Origin of the sequence: Bacteroides cellulosilyticus (assembly GCF_020091405.1) — a bacterium.
Classification (GTDB): Bacteria; Bacteroidota; Bacteroidia; order Bacteroidales; family Bacteroidaceae; genus Bacteroides.
In genome coordinates, this window is the sequence record NZ_CP081903.1 from 6,462,086 (window position 1) to 6,477,021 (window position 14,936).

Here is a 14,936-nt window from a genome sequence, read left to right on the forward strand (position 1 = left end):
GCCGGGTTACGTTAAAGGTCCGGACTACTGTATTTCTTCGCACACCCGCATTTCCATGCCTTTATACACCACCACAATCTTATGTAGCCGGGTGCTGCCGATGGCACGCTTCACCGTATCGGTATCAGCGTAGCGGTTGGCTTGTGCGATAGCCTCCTGACGCAGTTCCTCCACACGGGTTTCGGGGTCTTTGTACTTGGCATACTTCAACTCTATAATGTAGCTGTGCGTCATGTCGGAGTAGATGTCCAGCATCGGACAGAGGAAAATATCGACATAGCCCGCCTGCGTATCTTGTTCGGAGATGGGGCGGTAGAAGCGGTTCTGTGCGGTCATGGCAAGGGTGAAGCCATGCACGAAGAACTCGCCCTTCTGCTTGTCGCGCTGCGAGGCGTAGGTCTTCAGGCAGTCAGCGATGTAGTCGAAGTAGGCTTGCCAGTTGCCATCGTAAGCGAGCTGACTTGCCAGTTCACTCTTTTCGTAGCTGCTGAAACTGAGGTCAGCTTCGTTGTAGGTGCTTAACAGATAGGTATAGAGTTGTTCCTGAACTACCAGATTGGGGATGATGAGTTTGGTTTTTCCCCGGTGCATGCCGTTGATGGTGAGCATGCCGAAATAGTAGAGTAAGCTCACGAAATTATCGGGATTGGTGATGCCGGAGGCAGGGAAGCCACTCTTCAGTTCGCCGGTGATGAAGCCCTGGCTCACGAGGGTTTGAATGACTGAGGCGTCGTGGGCAAACTCCTTGTCCTTGCGGATGAGCATGCGTAGTTTCTCATAGTCGATACGGATGTTCTCTTCCACCATGCTTAGCGGTGCTTTGCCACGCGAGATGTAGTTCTTGACGAAATAAAGCACCATGTTGGAGTTATACATCGTGGTTTCGCCGTAACATTCCTGCGCGAAGCAATAGTTATCATACCACGGCTTCATTATCTCTATCAGTTCGTCAATGGTATGATTGAAGGGGCTGGTGGTAGAATAGTAGGTCAGCATTTCGCGCACTTCTTCTTCTGTAAATCCCATCATTTGGTTGAAGTCCGGTGAGAGGGAATAGTTGGTTCCTATGTTAAATCCGCTGGTGAGGTCGTCCATCGTCACGGGGCTTACACCGGTAATGAAACAGCGCTCGATGCTGGAATAGGTTCCCGCTTTCACTTTGTTGAAGAAGGCGCGCAGATAACCCTCGCCATGCGTCTCGTTGGTGTAACGGTGCAGACTTTCGGGGTCGGAGAGAATGGCGTTGGTGAAGTGGTCGTACTCGTCTATAAAGAGATACACCTTTTGTCCGGCACGTTCGCATTCCGAAATCAGATAGTCTAATTGGTTGACGGCTCCGTCCTTCTCGTCCAGCCGATCCCTGATGCCTTCCGGCAGAAGGTCGGCATAGACTTCGCAGAAAAAGTCGAAGCGGATTTGGCAGTGCTCATCCAGCCCTTTGCGATAGTCGTTCAGTGCACCGGTGATGCCGGAGAAATTGAGGTAGAGCACAAGATAAGTGTTACGACTCGGTGTGGGATGCTGCCCGATGTAGAGGTCGCCAAAGAGGTCGTCGAACTTGTCGCGGGTGCGCACATCGTAGTAATGTTGCAGCACGTTCAGCGTCAGGCTCTTCCCGAAACGGCGCGGACGGATGAAGAAGAAAAAGCGGTCCGCCTGCTCTATCATGGGGATGAAGCGGGTTTTATCCACATAATAATAGTCTTCACGGCGGATGACCGCGAAGTTCATCATGCCGTAGGGAAGTCTCCTTCTGCCGGGTACTAAGTATTCTAATGGATCCATATGATGTCCTCCTGCTGTTTTTGGGATATTTAATCCGTCGCTTTATGACGGGATAACGACACAAAGATAATGCAAATTGAGTGCAGAACTTTCATGCAAGCATGAAAAAGTTATGCCGAAATGCAGCTTATCTTATCTAAAGACAACAAAAGTTCTTATAGGGGGGCATCGCAGTTATTATTTATGCAGACCCGACAGTTTCATCTGGCAACAAAGCGTCTCGCAAAAAAGCAATGGCTTTGTTTGCGAGACGATCATTTTTCTGTATATCGGGAAACGGGGAACACTTATAGCAGAGCAGCGTATTTACGTATCTGGTTCAAACGCTCCATGAGTGTTCTGTCGCTCATTGCTTGCTGCATGTTATATTTCAATTGCAATCGCATCAGTGAATCGGCAGGAATATCCAGCGCAGCCTCAAACATCATGGCAGTGACTGTGGTCAACGTGCGACGCCCATTCAAAAGGTCGTTGAGTACCTTGTAAGAGATGCCCATTTGTTCCGCCAATTTCCGTTGTGAAATCTTGCGGTATTCTATTTCATCCTTCAGCACCTCGCCGGGATGGGTAGGAGTATATCCGAACTTTACAGTTGCCATATCTTTTGTTCACTTATAATGATTAGACAATTCAGTTATATTGCACACGGTGATTACAATCTCAGAAACTACTTTAGTTGTTTTGAACTCTATACGATACTGGTCGTTCACCCGAACCGATTCCAAGCCAGCTTTATCGCCAACAAGTACCTCGTAATGCAACGAATGGTATCTGAAAAGATCTTCTGCTACTGCCACCGATTCCAACAAATCTATCGTCTTACGATATTTGGCAACGATTGGGGGCTGAAAACGATGCTTCTTATCAGAAGTCTTTCCCTTGAGATACAATTCCTCTAAATATTCTTTATCAAACTTTATCTCCATGCTTTGATTGTAGTCAACTGATGCAAAGTTAATGCAATTCTTTTAAAGTCCACAATATTTAAGGATTTTGTTTTAAAGCAACAGAAGAAAGACACTTGCAAACGTTTGCACTATTCTATAACCCGATAATTCTCAACGAAGAAGCTTATTCTCATCTATTCCGCTATTTTTGCAATCGGATTAGTTGGCTTTACATTTTTTAGTTTGGCAGCTATCCTCATTTCAATTACCTTTGGGAATATTTAGAAAATACCATGAATAAACCGCAGATAACCATCAAGGATATTGCCCGGGCGTTGAACGTCTCGCCATCCACTGTGTCGAGGGCGCTGAAAGACAACCCGGATATCAGCCAGGAGACCCGTGACCTTATACATGCGTATGCCCGGGAGCATAATTACAAGCCTAACGTACTTGCAGTGAATCTTCGTGCCAGCCGCTCGAATACGATTGGTGTGATTGTGCCGCAATTGGTGCACCACTTCTTCTCGTGCGTACTGAGTGGTATTGAAAAGGCTGCCGCCGAAGCGGGATACAATATTTTGGTAGCGCAGAGCAACGAGTCTTACGAACAGGAAGTAAAGATAGTACACTCATTCCTTGCCGCCCGTGTCTGTGGTGTGATTGCTTCACTGGCAAAAGATACTTCCCAATACGACCATTATCAGGAACTGCTGAACAACAACATCCCCATTGTTTTCTACGACCGCATCTGTACCGGATTGAAAACGGAACGGGTGGTAGTGGACGACTATGCCGGCTCTTTTGCCGCCGTGGAGTATATGATACAGACAGGTTGTAAGCGTATCCTGTTTTACGGTGCGGCGCCTCATCTGGAAATCACCAAGAACCGCCGGAACGGATATCTGGATGCCATGAAGAAGTATAAAATCCCTGTGGACGACAGCATGATTATGTTGTGTGACACACGTGAACGCGCCATAGCCATCACTCCGGATATTCTGGAAGGTCCTGGCCACCCCGATGGTTTTTTCGCCATCAATGACGAAACAGCTTCGGGCATTCTGTATGCCTGTAAACTGGTTGGAAAGAAAGTGCCCGACGAAGTATCGATCTGCGGATTTACCGACGGCGCCATTGCCCAAAGCACAGATCCCAAACTGACCACCGTGGAACAGCACGGAGAAGAAGTCGGAAAAAGTGCTTTCAGCATTCTGACAGGTAAGTTGGAAGGGGGCGATGACAAGAGTAGCAACAAGATTGTAAGGACGAATCTTGTAGTGAGGGGAACAACGAAATGAATAAGTGACAAGCTATGAGCTACGAGTGACGAGTAGGCTGTGCGAAATTGCCAGTATGCCGAAAGGAACTCGTAGCTTGTAGCTCGTAGCTCGTAACTAATAATTTATTAAGAATGAAAGTAAAACCTGATTTGAGCTTTTGGAAGTTGTGGAATATCAGCTTCGGCTTCTTTGGCGTACAGATCGCATATGCTTTGCAGAGTGCGAACATCAGCCGTATTTTTGCGACATTGGGTGCAGACCCGCACAATTTGAGTTATTTCTGGATATTGCCACCATTGGCAGGTATCATCGTGCAGCCCATCGTAGGTGCTGCAAGCGACAAAACGTGGACACGCTTCGGACGACGTATTCCTTACCTGTTTGTCGGTTCACTGGTAGCCGTACTGGTAATGTGCCTACTGCCGAATGCCGGTAGTTTCGGTATGGCAGTCAGCACGGCAATGATATTCGGATTAGTATCGTTGATGTTTCTGGATACATCCATCAATATGGCGATGCAGCCATTCAAAATGATGGTGGGCGACATGGTAAACGAAAAGCAGAAAGGCCTTGCCTACTCTATCCAGAGTTTCCTGTGCAATGCCGGTAGCTTGGTAGGTTTCCTGTTCCCGTTCATCTTTACATGGATAGGCATCAGCAACATAGCTCCCCAAGGTGTAGTTCCCGACTCGGTTATCTATTCCTTCTATATCGGAGCAGCCATTCTGATACTTTGTGTCATCTACACCACGGTAAAGGTGAAAGAAATGCCACCTGCCGAATATGCGGAATACCATGGCATCACCGAAGAGGAAAAAAAGGAAAAGATCAATATGGTGAAACTACTGGTGAAAGCACCGAAAGCTTTCTGGACGGTAGGTTTAGTTCAGTTCTTCTGCTGGTTTGCTTTCATGTTCATGTGGACCTATACCAATGGTAGTGTAGCTGCCAATGTATTCGATGCTCCTACCGTTGAAACTGTGGTGAACGGTGCAAGCAAAATAGTGCTGGACACTAAGAGTATCCAATATCAGAATGCTGCCGACTGGGTAGGCGTATTGTTTGCCGTACAAGCCATCGGTTCTGTACTCTGGGCTGTATGTATCCCGATGTTCAAGAACCGAAAACAGATCTACTCACTCAGTCTTGTTTTGGGTGGAATAGGTTTCATCTCCACGTATTTCGTTCACAATCAATATGTATTGTTCATCTCCTTCCTGCTTATCGGTTGCGCATGGGCAGCTATGCTGGCATTGCCTTTCACCATCCTGACCAATGCTCTAAGCGGCGGACACATGGGTACCTACCTGGGACTGTTCAACGGAACGATCTGTATTCCGCAGATTGTAGCTGCTACGCTGGGTGGTAGTATTCTGGCTCTGTTCACCCCGAAAGGCATGTTACCGCCTGAAATAAATATGCTTGTCATGGCAGGCGTGATGTTGATTATCGGTGCCGTTTGTGTATATTTAATCAAAGAGACCAAAGGAGAACAAGCAAAAGCATAATCCTTATAAAAAGGGTGGTAAAGTGATGAAGTGGCAAAGTGATAGTGGAACAACACTCTGTGATATATAGCGCGGCTACTTTATCACTCTATCACCTTACCACTCTATCACTTTGCCACTTTATCACCTTATCACTCCCCCTTCATCTACTTTTGTCATACTTTCTTGCCGTTTATCCGTTTATTTGTTTATCTTTACCGCCATAATCACCATTGAGATACACACCATGAAAAGATACCTTAAAACCGATGAATGGAATATTATTGAAGATAACTTTCACGCTGACAATCTGCGAATGTCCGAAAGTATATTCAGCCTGGGGAACGGTCGCTTCGGCCAACGGGGAAATTTTGAAGAGCCTTATTCAAGCGATTCGTATCGCGGTTCATTCGTTGCCGGTATTACCTTTCTTGATAAAACGCGTGTAGGCTGGTGGAAGAACGGCTTTCCCGCTTTCTACACCCGCATCCCCAATGCAGCGGACTGGGCACGCGTCAGTCTGCGCCTCATCGACGAAGAACTGGATCTGGCACAATGGGACGTGAACAGCTTCAGCCGCAGGCTCGATATGAAAGCGGGTATCTCCTACCGCGATTTTGAAGTGACTTCTCCCAGGGGAAACCAACTGCGCATCCATGTGGAGCACATCAACAATATGGCTCACCCCGATTTATGCCTGATAAAATACAGCGTCACCTCCATTAATTATACGGGAAGAATATCACTGATTCCCTCCCTGGATGCAGTCATAGTCAATAAGGACGATGATCCGAACGAGAAGATATGGAATATCCTCCGTTCCGGCGTCACAAAGGATTGTGCTTATCTATGGACGCAAACCCGGCGGGAAGATGCGCAAGTGTGCTATGCCATGACCTATCAGTTCTTCAAGAATGGCAAAGAAGCCACCTCGAACCCAATACGCATTGAAAAGGAGAAACAAACCGGATTCAGTATCGGGGCAGATGTGAAACCGGGAGACAACGTAATGCTCATCAAATATACCGTTATAAGTTCGTCGCTCTATGATGAACGCCAGGAATTGATAGATCATTCCATCGCCAAAGCCCGTCAGACTAAAATAGACGGCTGGGATAAGCTGGAAAACGATCATCAGCAAGCCTGGGCCAATATATGGAAAGAAATGGATGTGGTTATCGAAGGCGATCCGGAAGCACAACAGGGTATCCGGTACAACATCTTTCAACTATGCCAAACGTACCGCGGTGATGATCCGCGCCTGAATATCGGTCCGAAAGGATTCACTGGTGAAAAATACGGCGGAAACACATACTGGAATACGGAACTTTGTTGTGTACCGTTCTTCCTACTCTCTACTCCGAGGGAGATTGTGAAAAATCTGTTGATATACCGTTATAACCAACTGCCGAAAGCGATAGAGAATGCCCGTAAACTGGGTTTCAAAGAGGGTGCCGCCCTCTTCCCGCAAGTTACTTACAGCGGTGAGGAGTGCCACAGCGAATGGGAAATTACCTTTGAAGAAATACACCGCAATAATATCATCGTCTATGCCATTGCACAGCATGCTGCAATCACGGGCAGCAAAGATTATGTAGCCAAATACGGACTGGAAGTAATGATTGCCGTCTCCCGCTTCTGGAGCCAGCGTGTATCTTTCTCCAAACCAAAACAGAAATATGTGATACTGGGTGTAACCGGACCGGATGAGTACGAAAACAACGTGGATAACAACTGGTACACCAATTACTCGTGTGTGCAGTGCCTGCAGATGACACTTAACTACCTTGAAATCATTGCCGGAGAATACCCCGACGAATATGCCCGTGTACGCCGTGTCACCAACCTCCGCCAACAAGAAGAGGCTGAACGCTGGCGCGACATCATCAACCGTATGTATCTGCCGGAAGATAAAGAACTGGGGATCTTTGTACAAAATGACGGTTTTCTGGATAAGGAACTGAACAGTACCGATGCCATTCCACCCGAAGAACGCCCCATCAATCAGCATTGGTCCTGGGATCGTATTCTTCGTTCATGCTACATCAAACAAAGTGATGTATTGTTGGGCCTATATCTGTATTACTTCAATTTCGACAAGGAAACCGTCCGCCGTAACTTCGATTTCTATGAAACAATGACGGTGCATGAATCTTCACTTTCCCCGCACATCCACTCCATTCTTGCCGCCCGCATTGGCGAAGTGGAAAAGGCTTACCGGCTCTTTCTGCATGCCACCCGTCTCGACCTGGATGATTACAACAACGAAACTCACCAAGGACTGCATATCACCAGTATGCCGGGCAGTTGGCTTGCCATTGTACGAGGCTTTGCCGGGATGCAGATTCTGGAGGGCATACTCTCTTTCTTCCCAGTCATTCCAGAGAAGTGGAACAGTTACTCCTTCCAGATAAATTATCAGGGACGTACACTTCATATGCATGTAGGCAAAGAAATAAATATTTCACTTATTGCCGGAGAAGAACTGAACATACAAGTATATAAAAACGTTTATAAGCTCAAATTGGGCACCGATTTGTTGCTCAGGATAGAGGAGTAGAAGCCTGTATCATTAACAACGCGTAACAAAATAAACCGGGAGAACAATTATCTGTTTTTCCGGTTTTATGTTTCTATACCTAAACGAACAACTATACATTAGTATGAAGAAAATCTATTTGTTCGCCATCAGCGTGATGCTGCTTGCCACATCATGCGGGCACAAGAAAGAGGGCGATGCCACGCTGATCCGACCCGTCAAGACAGCTACCGCCAGCTCCCAATCGGTCATCCGGAAAGACTTCTCCGGTATTGTAGAAGCCGTAGAATACGTGAAACTGGCCTTCCGTGTCAGCGGACAGGTCATAAATCTGCCTGTGGTAGAAGGTCAGCGGGTAAAGAAGGGACAGCTGATCGCCGCCATTGATCCGCGTGACATTTCCCTGCAATACGCCGCCGACAAAGCCGCTTACGAGACTGCCGCAGCACAGGTGGAACGTAACAAACGCCTGTTGGGACGCCAGGCTATCTCCGTGCAGGAATATGAAATCAGCGTTGCCAATTATCAAAAGGCAAAGTCAGCTTATGAACTGTCCAGCAATAATATGCGGGATACCAAACTGACCGCTCCCTTCGACGGTTCTATTGAAAAACGTCTGGTAGAAAACTATCAGCGCGTGAATTCCGGGGAAGGCATCGTACAATTGGTGAATACACAGAAGCTCCGCATCAAATTCACCGTGCCGGATGATTATCTGTATCTGCTTCGTGCAAAAGATGTAACATTCAAAGTGGTTTTCGACACCTATCCGGACATGGTGTTCAACGCACAGTTGGAAGAATATCTGGACATTTCTACAGCCGGAACAGGTATCCCGGTAACTATTACGATTGAAGATCCTGCTTTCAACCGTTCCCTATACGATGTGAAACCGGGATTTACGTGCAAAATCAAGCTGGCTTCGGACGTAGCTCCCTTCCTGGAAGAAAAGCTTGTGAATATTCCGCTCAGTGCCATATTCGGTGAAAGCGAGAACCAGAAAACCTATGTGTGGGTAGTAAAGGATAATAAGGTAAACAAGCGGGAAGTAACCGTATACTCTCCTACCGGAGAAGCCAATGCTCTTATCTCTGCCGGTGTACAGCCAGGAGAAACTATTGTGATTGCCGGAGTGCATCAACTGGTAGATGGGCAGACGGTGAAGATTATCGATTGAGACCGTTGAATACTCATTCTACAGACCGGTGAATACCTATTCTACAGTCCGTTTAATGAATATCTCCAATAAAACCTAAACATTCAGCATTATGAACCTATCTAAATATGCATTAGACAACACCAAGATTGTATATTTCTTCCTGGCTGTGTTGCTAATCGGCGGTATACTATCATTCGGCCGGTTGGGAAAGAAAGAGGATGCACCCTTCGTCATCAAGTCAGCGGTCATTATGACCCGCTATCCGGGGGCAGAACCGGCAGAAGTAGAACGACTGATCACCGAACCGATCTCCCGCGAGATACAGTCGATGAGTGGTGCATATAAAATCAAGTCGGAGTCCATGTACGGACTATCCAAGATAACATTCGAGCTTCAACCTTCCCTTTCCGCAGAATCCATTCCGCAGAAGTGGGACGAACTGCGCCGCAAGGTGCTCAACATACAACCGCAACTACCCGCCGGCGCTTCCGTTCCCACGGTATCGGACGATTTCGGCGATGTATTCGGCATCTATTATGGTCTGGTAGGCGATGACGGTTTCTCTTACGAAGAAATGCGCAACTGGGCAGAACGTATCAAAACCCAGGTTATCACTGCTGACGGGGTAATGAAAGTAGCCTTGTTCGGTACACAAACCGAGGTGGTGAATATCTATATATCCGTCAATAAACTGGCCGGTATGGGTATAGATCCGAAGCAAGTAGCAAGCCTGTTACAATCGCAAAACCAAATTATCAATACAGGTGAAATCAATGCCGGTGAACAACAACTGCGCATTGTAGCCAACGGAACCTATACCACCGTCAATGACATCCGGAACCAAGTGATTACCACTCCGGGCGGACAGGTGAAACTGGGCGATATTGCCGTCATTGAAAAAGGATATATGGATCCTCCCGGCAACATTATGCACGTCAACGGGAAGCGTGCCATAGGTATCGGTGTTTCCACCGACCCGACGAAGGATGTAGTAAAGACCGGAGAACTGGTAGATCAGAAACTGGCTGAACTTCTTCCCCTTATTCCGGTAGGGTTGGAATTGGAAAGTCTGTATCCGGAAAATGTCATAGCTCAGGAAGCAAATAATGGTTTCATCATTAACCTGATAGAATCCCTCCTCATTGTAATTGTCATCATCATGCTGGTGATGGGGCTGCGCGCAGGTATACTGATCGGCAGTTCGCTGCTATTTACCATTGGCGGCACGCTGCTCATCATGTCCTTCATGGGGGTAGGACTGAACCGTACTTCCCTGGCAGGTTTCATCATCGCCATGGGTATGCTGGTGGATAACGCTATCGTAGTGACAGACAATGCGCAAATAGCCATCGCCCGAGGTATAGACCGGCGAAAGGCACTGATAGATGGAGCTACCGGACCGCAATGGGGATTACTTGGCGCTACGTTCATCGCCATTTGTTCATTCCTGCCGTTGTACCTCGCCCCTTCTGCCGTAGCGGAAATCGTGAAACCCCTGTTTGTCGTACTTGCCATTTCTTTGGGATTAAGCTGGATACTGGCACTCACACAAACCACCACTTTCGGTAACTTTATTCTGAAAGCCAAATCCGGCGATGCCAATAAAGACCCGTATGATAAACCTTTCTATCACAAGTTCGCCTCTATCCTCGGAGTACTTATCAAAAAGAAGACTCTTACACTGGGTAGTATGGTAGTCCTGTTTATCATCTCACTGGTCATCATGGGAATGATGCCGCAAAACTTCTTCCCCTCACTGGATAAGCCCTATTTCCGCGCCGATATATTCTATCCGGACGGTTACAGCATCCGTGACGTGGAAAAGGAAATGAAACAGGTGGAAGCGCACCTCCTGCAACAACCGGAAGTGAAACGAATATCCACCACATTCGGAAGTACGCCGTTACGTTACTATCTGGCATCTACTTCCGTCGGTCCCAAGCCCAACTTTGCCAATATACTTATCGAACTGACCGACAGTAAATATACAAAGGAATACGAAGAGAACTTCGACCAGTATATGAAGGCAAACTATCCGAATGCCATTACCCGTACCACTTTGTTTAAGCTATCGCCTGCGGTAGACGCCGCCATTGAAATCGGCTTTATCGGTAATAATGTCGATTCACTGGTGATGCTGACCAACAAAGTCCTGGAAATCATGCATCGGGATAATGATCTCATCAACATACGCAATTCATGGGGGAATAAGATTCCTGTATGGAAACCCGTTTACAGTCCGGAACGTGCCCAACCGTTAGGTGTCTCCCGGCAAAGTATGGCACAGAGCATTCAGATCGGTACAAGCGGTATGACATTAGGTGAATATCGTGAAGGCGATCAGGTGCTGCCCATCCTGCTAAAGGATAACACAGTCGATTCTTTCCGCATCAACGACCTGCGTACACTACCCGTATTCGGAACAACACAGGAAACCACTACCCTGGAACAAGTAGTCAGTGAATTTGATTTCCAATATAAGTTCTCGAATGTGAAAGACTATAACCGTCAGATGGTAATGATGGCGCAAGCCGATCCACGCCGGGGAGTAAATGCCATAGCAGCATTCAATAAGATATGGAAAGAAGTGCAAGAAGAAATTCAGGTACCGGAAGGATACACCATGAAGTATTTTGGTGAACAGGAAAGCCAGGCAGAAAGTAATGCAGCATTGGCAGCTAATATGCCATTGACGTTTTTCCTGATGTTCATCACCCTGTTGTTCCTGTTCAGGACCTACCGCAAGCCAATTGTCATCCTATTGATGTTGCCGCTTATCTTTATCGGAATCGTACTGGGATTAATCTTGCTTGGTAAATCATTCGACTTTTTCTCAGTTCTCGGCCTACTGGGATTGATTGGTATGAATATCAAGAATGCAATTGTATTGGTAGACCAGATCGATATAGAAGCAGCTTCCGGAAAAGCCCCCCTAAATGCCGTAATCAGTGCTACAACCAGCCGTATCATACCTGTAGCCATGGCGTCCGGAACTACGATTCTGGGTATGTTGCCGTTGCTATTCGACGCTATGTTCGGTGGTATGGCGGCAACCATCATGGGTGGTCTGCTGGTAGCCTCAGCATTGACGCTGTTCGTGCTTCCGGTGGCATATTGCGCGATACATAAGATAAAAGAGTGAAAAGAAGAAATACAAGTAATCATGAAGAAGAAGATATTCATAATCACCCTACTCTGTTGCTTCGGCATTAATGCCGGAGCGCAGCAATACCTCAGCCGCGAAGCATATCGTGACAAAGTAGAAGCCTACAGCCAGGTGCTGAAACAGCAGCGCCTGAAAACCATGGCAAGCACTGAAGCGCGAAAAATAGCAAATACCGGCTTCCTGCCACAAATAGACATCACAGCCGAAGGTACCGCCAACCTCAACCACCTGGATAAGTGGAACAGTCCGAAAGGTGAATACCGCCCCTACACCTATCAGGCACTCGCAACTTTGGCACAACCCCTCTATACCGGTGGTTCTCTGATAGCCCAGAAACGTATGGCGCAGGCTGATGAAGAATTAAGCCAGCTCACCACAGAACTGACTCTCGATCAAATTCATTATCAAAGCGATGCCGTTTACTGGAATGCTTCAGCCGCCTATGCCAGTCTTGAGGCTGCTGCTACATTTCAGGATATAATAAAGAAGCAGCACGATATTATTCAGGATCGTTTCAACGATGGCGCTATCAGTCGTACAGACCTGCTGATGATTTCCACCCGCCAGAAAGAAGCTGAATTGCAGTATATCAAGGCCCGCCAGAACTATACCCTTGCTCTGCAACAACTGAACATTCTGATGGGAGTAGCACCCAATACCCCTGTAGATAGCCTAAGTGAAATCAGTATAGCCAGTGAACCCGTCGACATTCTTGGACTTGACGATGTACTTCCACGCCGTGCCGATTATGCCAGCACAACGGTAAACATAGTCCGAAGTGAAGCACAACGCCATGCCGCCCTCAGCAAGTACAATCCTCAGGTAAGCATGTTCCTTGCCACAGGTTGGGATACCGGTATCACGTACATGGGACAGGAAATCCCCCATACGCCTGTAGCCGGAGTAAACGTCAGTATCCCCATCTTCCGTTGGGGGGCGCGTTTCAAGACAAACCGGCAACAGAAAGCATTCATTGGTATCCAGAAGCTGCAACAAAGTTATATCACTGATAATATTCTTGAAGAACTCTCCGCCGCCACCACAAAACTGACGGAAACAGAGCAACAAGTAAAGACAGCAAAGGAAAATATGGATCTTGCCGAAGAGAACCTGGACCTTGTCACTTTCTCTTATAACGAAGGAAAATCCAGCATGGCAGATGTCTTGTCCGCACAATTATCATGGACACAGGCGCATACGAACCTGATTAATGCATATCTGGCAGAGAAAATGGCAGTGGCAGAATACAGGAAAGTGATTAGTGAATAAAGATTCAGGCGCGGATTACACGGATTCTTTTATTGCAACAAAAGAATCCGTGTAATCCGCGCCTGAAAAAGAGTCCGCGTTCGTCCGCCTCAATCCGCGTCGTCCGCGTATCTATTCTCCTTATCCCAAGAATGAGATCAATACACCCGCAGCTACCGCCGAACCGATAACACCGGAGATATTACTGGACATACAGTAATTCAGCACATGGTTCTTCGGATCATACTTCGTAGCAATCTCATTACATACACGACTTGCCATAGGCACAGCACTCAGTCCCGTTGCACCAATCAGCGGATTGATCTTCTTCTTGCTGAACAGATTGAACAGCTTCACAAAGAAGATACCACCTGAAATAGAAAGTGCAAACGCAAGGAAACCACCCACTACAATACCGATAGTCGTCCAATTCAGGAACGCTTCGCTTGTCATAGTTGCACCTACACTCAGTCCTAAGAAAATAGTTGCCGCATTCATAATGCTATTTGCAGCTGCATCAAACAAACGACTGGTATCCGCACCGATTTCCTTAATCAGGTTACCGAACATCAACATACCGATCAAAGGCACTGCCGTCGGTACAAAGAGAGCGACAACCGTAGTCACTGCTATCGGGAAAATAATTTTCAGTACACGCAGATTCTTGATTTCCGTCTTCGAGGGATAGAGTTTTTCCTGTTCCTTCATATTGATCATCAGCTCCTTCTTAGAGCATAACAATTTCACTACCAACGGAATAATCACCGGGACCAACGCCATGTAAGAATAAGCGGCAATAGCAATCGGGCCCAACAAATGCGGAGCCAACTTGATAGTAGTAAAAATAGCAGTCGGACCATCAGCACCACCAATGATACCGAGAGCACCTGCTTCCTGCGGTGTAAAACCAATCATCACTGCACACAACAGTACTGTAAAGATGCCCAACTGCGCTGCCGCCCCGAAGATGGAAAGATGCAAATTACGGAGCATCGGTCCAAAGTCCGTCAAAGCACCCACACCCATAAAGATGATGGGGGGCAGGAAACCTGTCTTAATCAACATATAATAGATGAAGTTCATCAATCCCAAGTCGTGTGCAATTTCATGCAACGGCATTTCCCAGATGTTCTTCAACGCCCCATTTACCATTACCATTCCGTTTTCATCCGCCTGAATGACACCCATTTCGCCACCGGGAAAGTTGGCGATGAGCACACCGAAAGCGATAGGTACCAGCAATAACGGTTCGTAATGCTTCTTGATACCCAGATACAGCAGGATGAAAGCAATGGCATACATCACCAGAAACGACGGGTCTTCAATGATATTGCTGAAGGCCGTCATACCGTAGAGTCTTCCAAATATATCTTCCATGCTGC

Annotated in this window: 10 protein-coding genes; 6 read left to right on the top strand and 4 right to left on the bottom strand. The window is 47.1% G+C overall.

Annotation, left to right across the window (positions count from 1 at the left end; translation table 11 throughout):
* Window positions 1-24: 24 nt before the first annotated feature.
* From K6V21_RS24780 to K6V21_RS24790, 3 genes are all read right to left on the bottom strand, one after another.
* Window positions 25-1,785: an AAA family ATPase gene (locus K6V21_RS24780; protein WP_224320233.1), complete on the bottom strand. Its 1,761-nt coding sequence runs from the start codon at window positions 1,783-1,785 to the stop codon at window positions 25-27.
* 287 nt (window positions 1,786-2,072) lie between these two features.
* Complete coding sequence (locus K6V21_RS24785; RefSeq protein ID WP_224320234.1) at window positions 2,073-2,384, bottom strand: HigA family addiction module antitoxin; 312 nt, start codon at window positions 2,382-2,384, stop codon at window positions 2,073-2,075.
* A gap of 9 nt (window positions 2,385-2,393) precedes the next feature.
* Window positions 2,394-2,711, bottom strand: a complete 318-nt coding sequence (locus K6V21_RS24790) for a type II toxin-antitoxin system RelE/ParE family toxin (protein WP_224320235.1) — start codon at window positions 2,709-2,711, stop codon at window positions 2,394-2,396.
* 254 nt (window positions 2,712-2,965) lie between these two features.
* Here K6V21_RS24790 and K6V21_RS24795 point away from each other — a divergent pair, with 254 nt between their 5' ends.
* From K6V21_RS24795 to K6V21_RS24820, 6 genes are all read left to right on the top strand, one after another.
* Complete coding sequence (locus K6V21_RS24795) at window positions 2,966-3,973, top strand: LacI family DNA-binding transcriptional regulator (protein WP_224320236.1); 1,008 nt, start codon at window positions 2,966-2,968, stop codon at window positions 3,971-3,973.
* 113 nt (window positions 3,974-4,086) lie between these two features.
* Window positions 4,087-5,463, top strand: coding sequence for an SLC45 family MFS transporter (locus K6V21_RS24800; RefSeq protein WP_224320237.1), 1,377 nt, complete (start codon window positions 4,087-4,089; stop codon window positions 5,461-5,463).
* A gap of 226 nt (window positions 5,464-5,689) precedes the next feature.
* On the top strand, window positions 5,690-8,002 hold the full coding sequence (locus K6V21_RS24805; RefSeq protein ID WP_224320238.1) for a family 65 glycosyl hydrolase domain-containing protein: 2,313 nt from the start codon (window positions 5,690-5,692) through the stop codon (window positions 8,000-8,002).
* 103 nt (window positions 8,003-8,105) lie between these two features.
* Entirely contained in the window at window positions 8,106-9,158 is a 1,053-nt protein-coding gene (locus tag K6V21_RS24810; protein WP_224320239.1) for an efflux RND transporter periplasmic adaptor subunit, read from the top strand.
* 91 nt (window positions 9,159-9,249) lie between these two features.
* Window positions 9,250-12,282, top strand: a complete 3,033-nt coding sequence (locus K6V21_RS24815; protein WP_224320240.1) for an efflux RND transporter permease subunit — start codon at window positions 9,250-9,252, stop codon at window positions 12,280-12,282.
* 21 nt (window positions 12,283-12,303) lie between these two features.
* Entirely contained in the window at window positions 12,304-13,575 is a 1,272-nt protein-coding gene (locus tag K6V21_RS24820) for a TolC family protein (protein ID WP_224320241.1), read from the top strand.
* Between the two features lie 120 nt (window positions 13,576-13,695).
* Here K6V21_RS24820 and K6V21_RS24825 read toward each other — a convergent pair whose 3' ends face one another.
* The gene (locus tag K6V21_RS24825; protein ID WP_224320242.1) at window positions 13,696-14,931 is read right to left on the bottom strand and encodes a sodium ion-translocating decarboxylase subunit beta; all 1,236 of its coding nucleotides are present in this window, start codon (window positions 14,929-14,931) and stop codon (window positions 13,696-13,698) included.
* Window positions 14,932-14,936: the final 5 nt, after the last annotated feature.

What these genes read in the sequence shown, in the direction of transcription:
- K6V21_RS24815 (WP_224320240.1), top strand. Translation starts at nt 9,250, where the DNA reads ATGAACCTATCTAAATATGCATTAGACAACACCAAGATTGTATATTTC.
- K6V21_RS24795 (WP_224320236.1), top strand. Translation starts at nt 2,966, where the DNA reads ATGAATAAACCGCAGATAACCATCAAGGATATTGCCCGGGCGTTGAAC.
- K6V21_RS24800 (WP_224320237.1), top strand. Translation starts at nt 4,087, where the DNA reads ATGAAAGTAAAACCTGATTTGAGCTTTTGGAAGTTGTGGAATATCAGC.
- K6V21_RS24810 (WP_224320239.1), top strand. Translation starts at nt 8,106, where the DNA reads ATGAAGAAAATCTATTTGTTCGCCATCAGCGTGATGCTGCTTGCCACA.
- K6V21_RS24785 (WP_224320234.1), bottom strand. Translation starts at nt 2,384, where the DNA reads ATGGCAACTGTAAAGTTCGGATATACTCCTACCCATCCCGGCGAGGTG.
- K6V21_RS24805 (WP_224320238.1), top strand. Translation starts at nt 5,690, where the DNA reads ATGAAAAGATACCTTAAAACCGATGAATGGAATATTATTGAAGATAAC.
- K6V21_RS24820 (WP_224320241.1), top strand. Translation starts at nt 12,304, where the DNA reads ATGAAGAAGAAGATATTCATAATCACCCTACTCTGTTGCTTCGGCATT.
- K6V21_RS24780 (WP_224320233.1), bottom strand. Translation starts at nt 1,785, where the DNA reads ATGGATCCATTAGAATACTTAGTACCCGGCAGAAGGAGACTTCCCTAC.
- K6V21_RS24825 (WP_224320242.1), bottom strand. Translation starts at nt 14,931, where the DNA reads ATGGAAGATATATTTGGAAGACTCTACGGTATGACGGCCTTCAGCAAT.
- K6V21_RS24790 (WP_224320235.1), bottom strand. Translation starts at nt 2,711, where the DNA reads ATGGAGATAAAGTTTGATAAAGAATATTTAGAGGAATTGTATCTCAAG.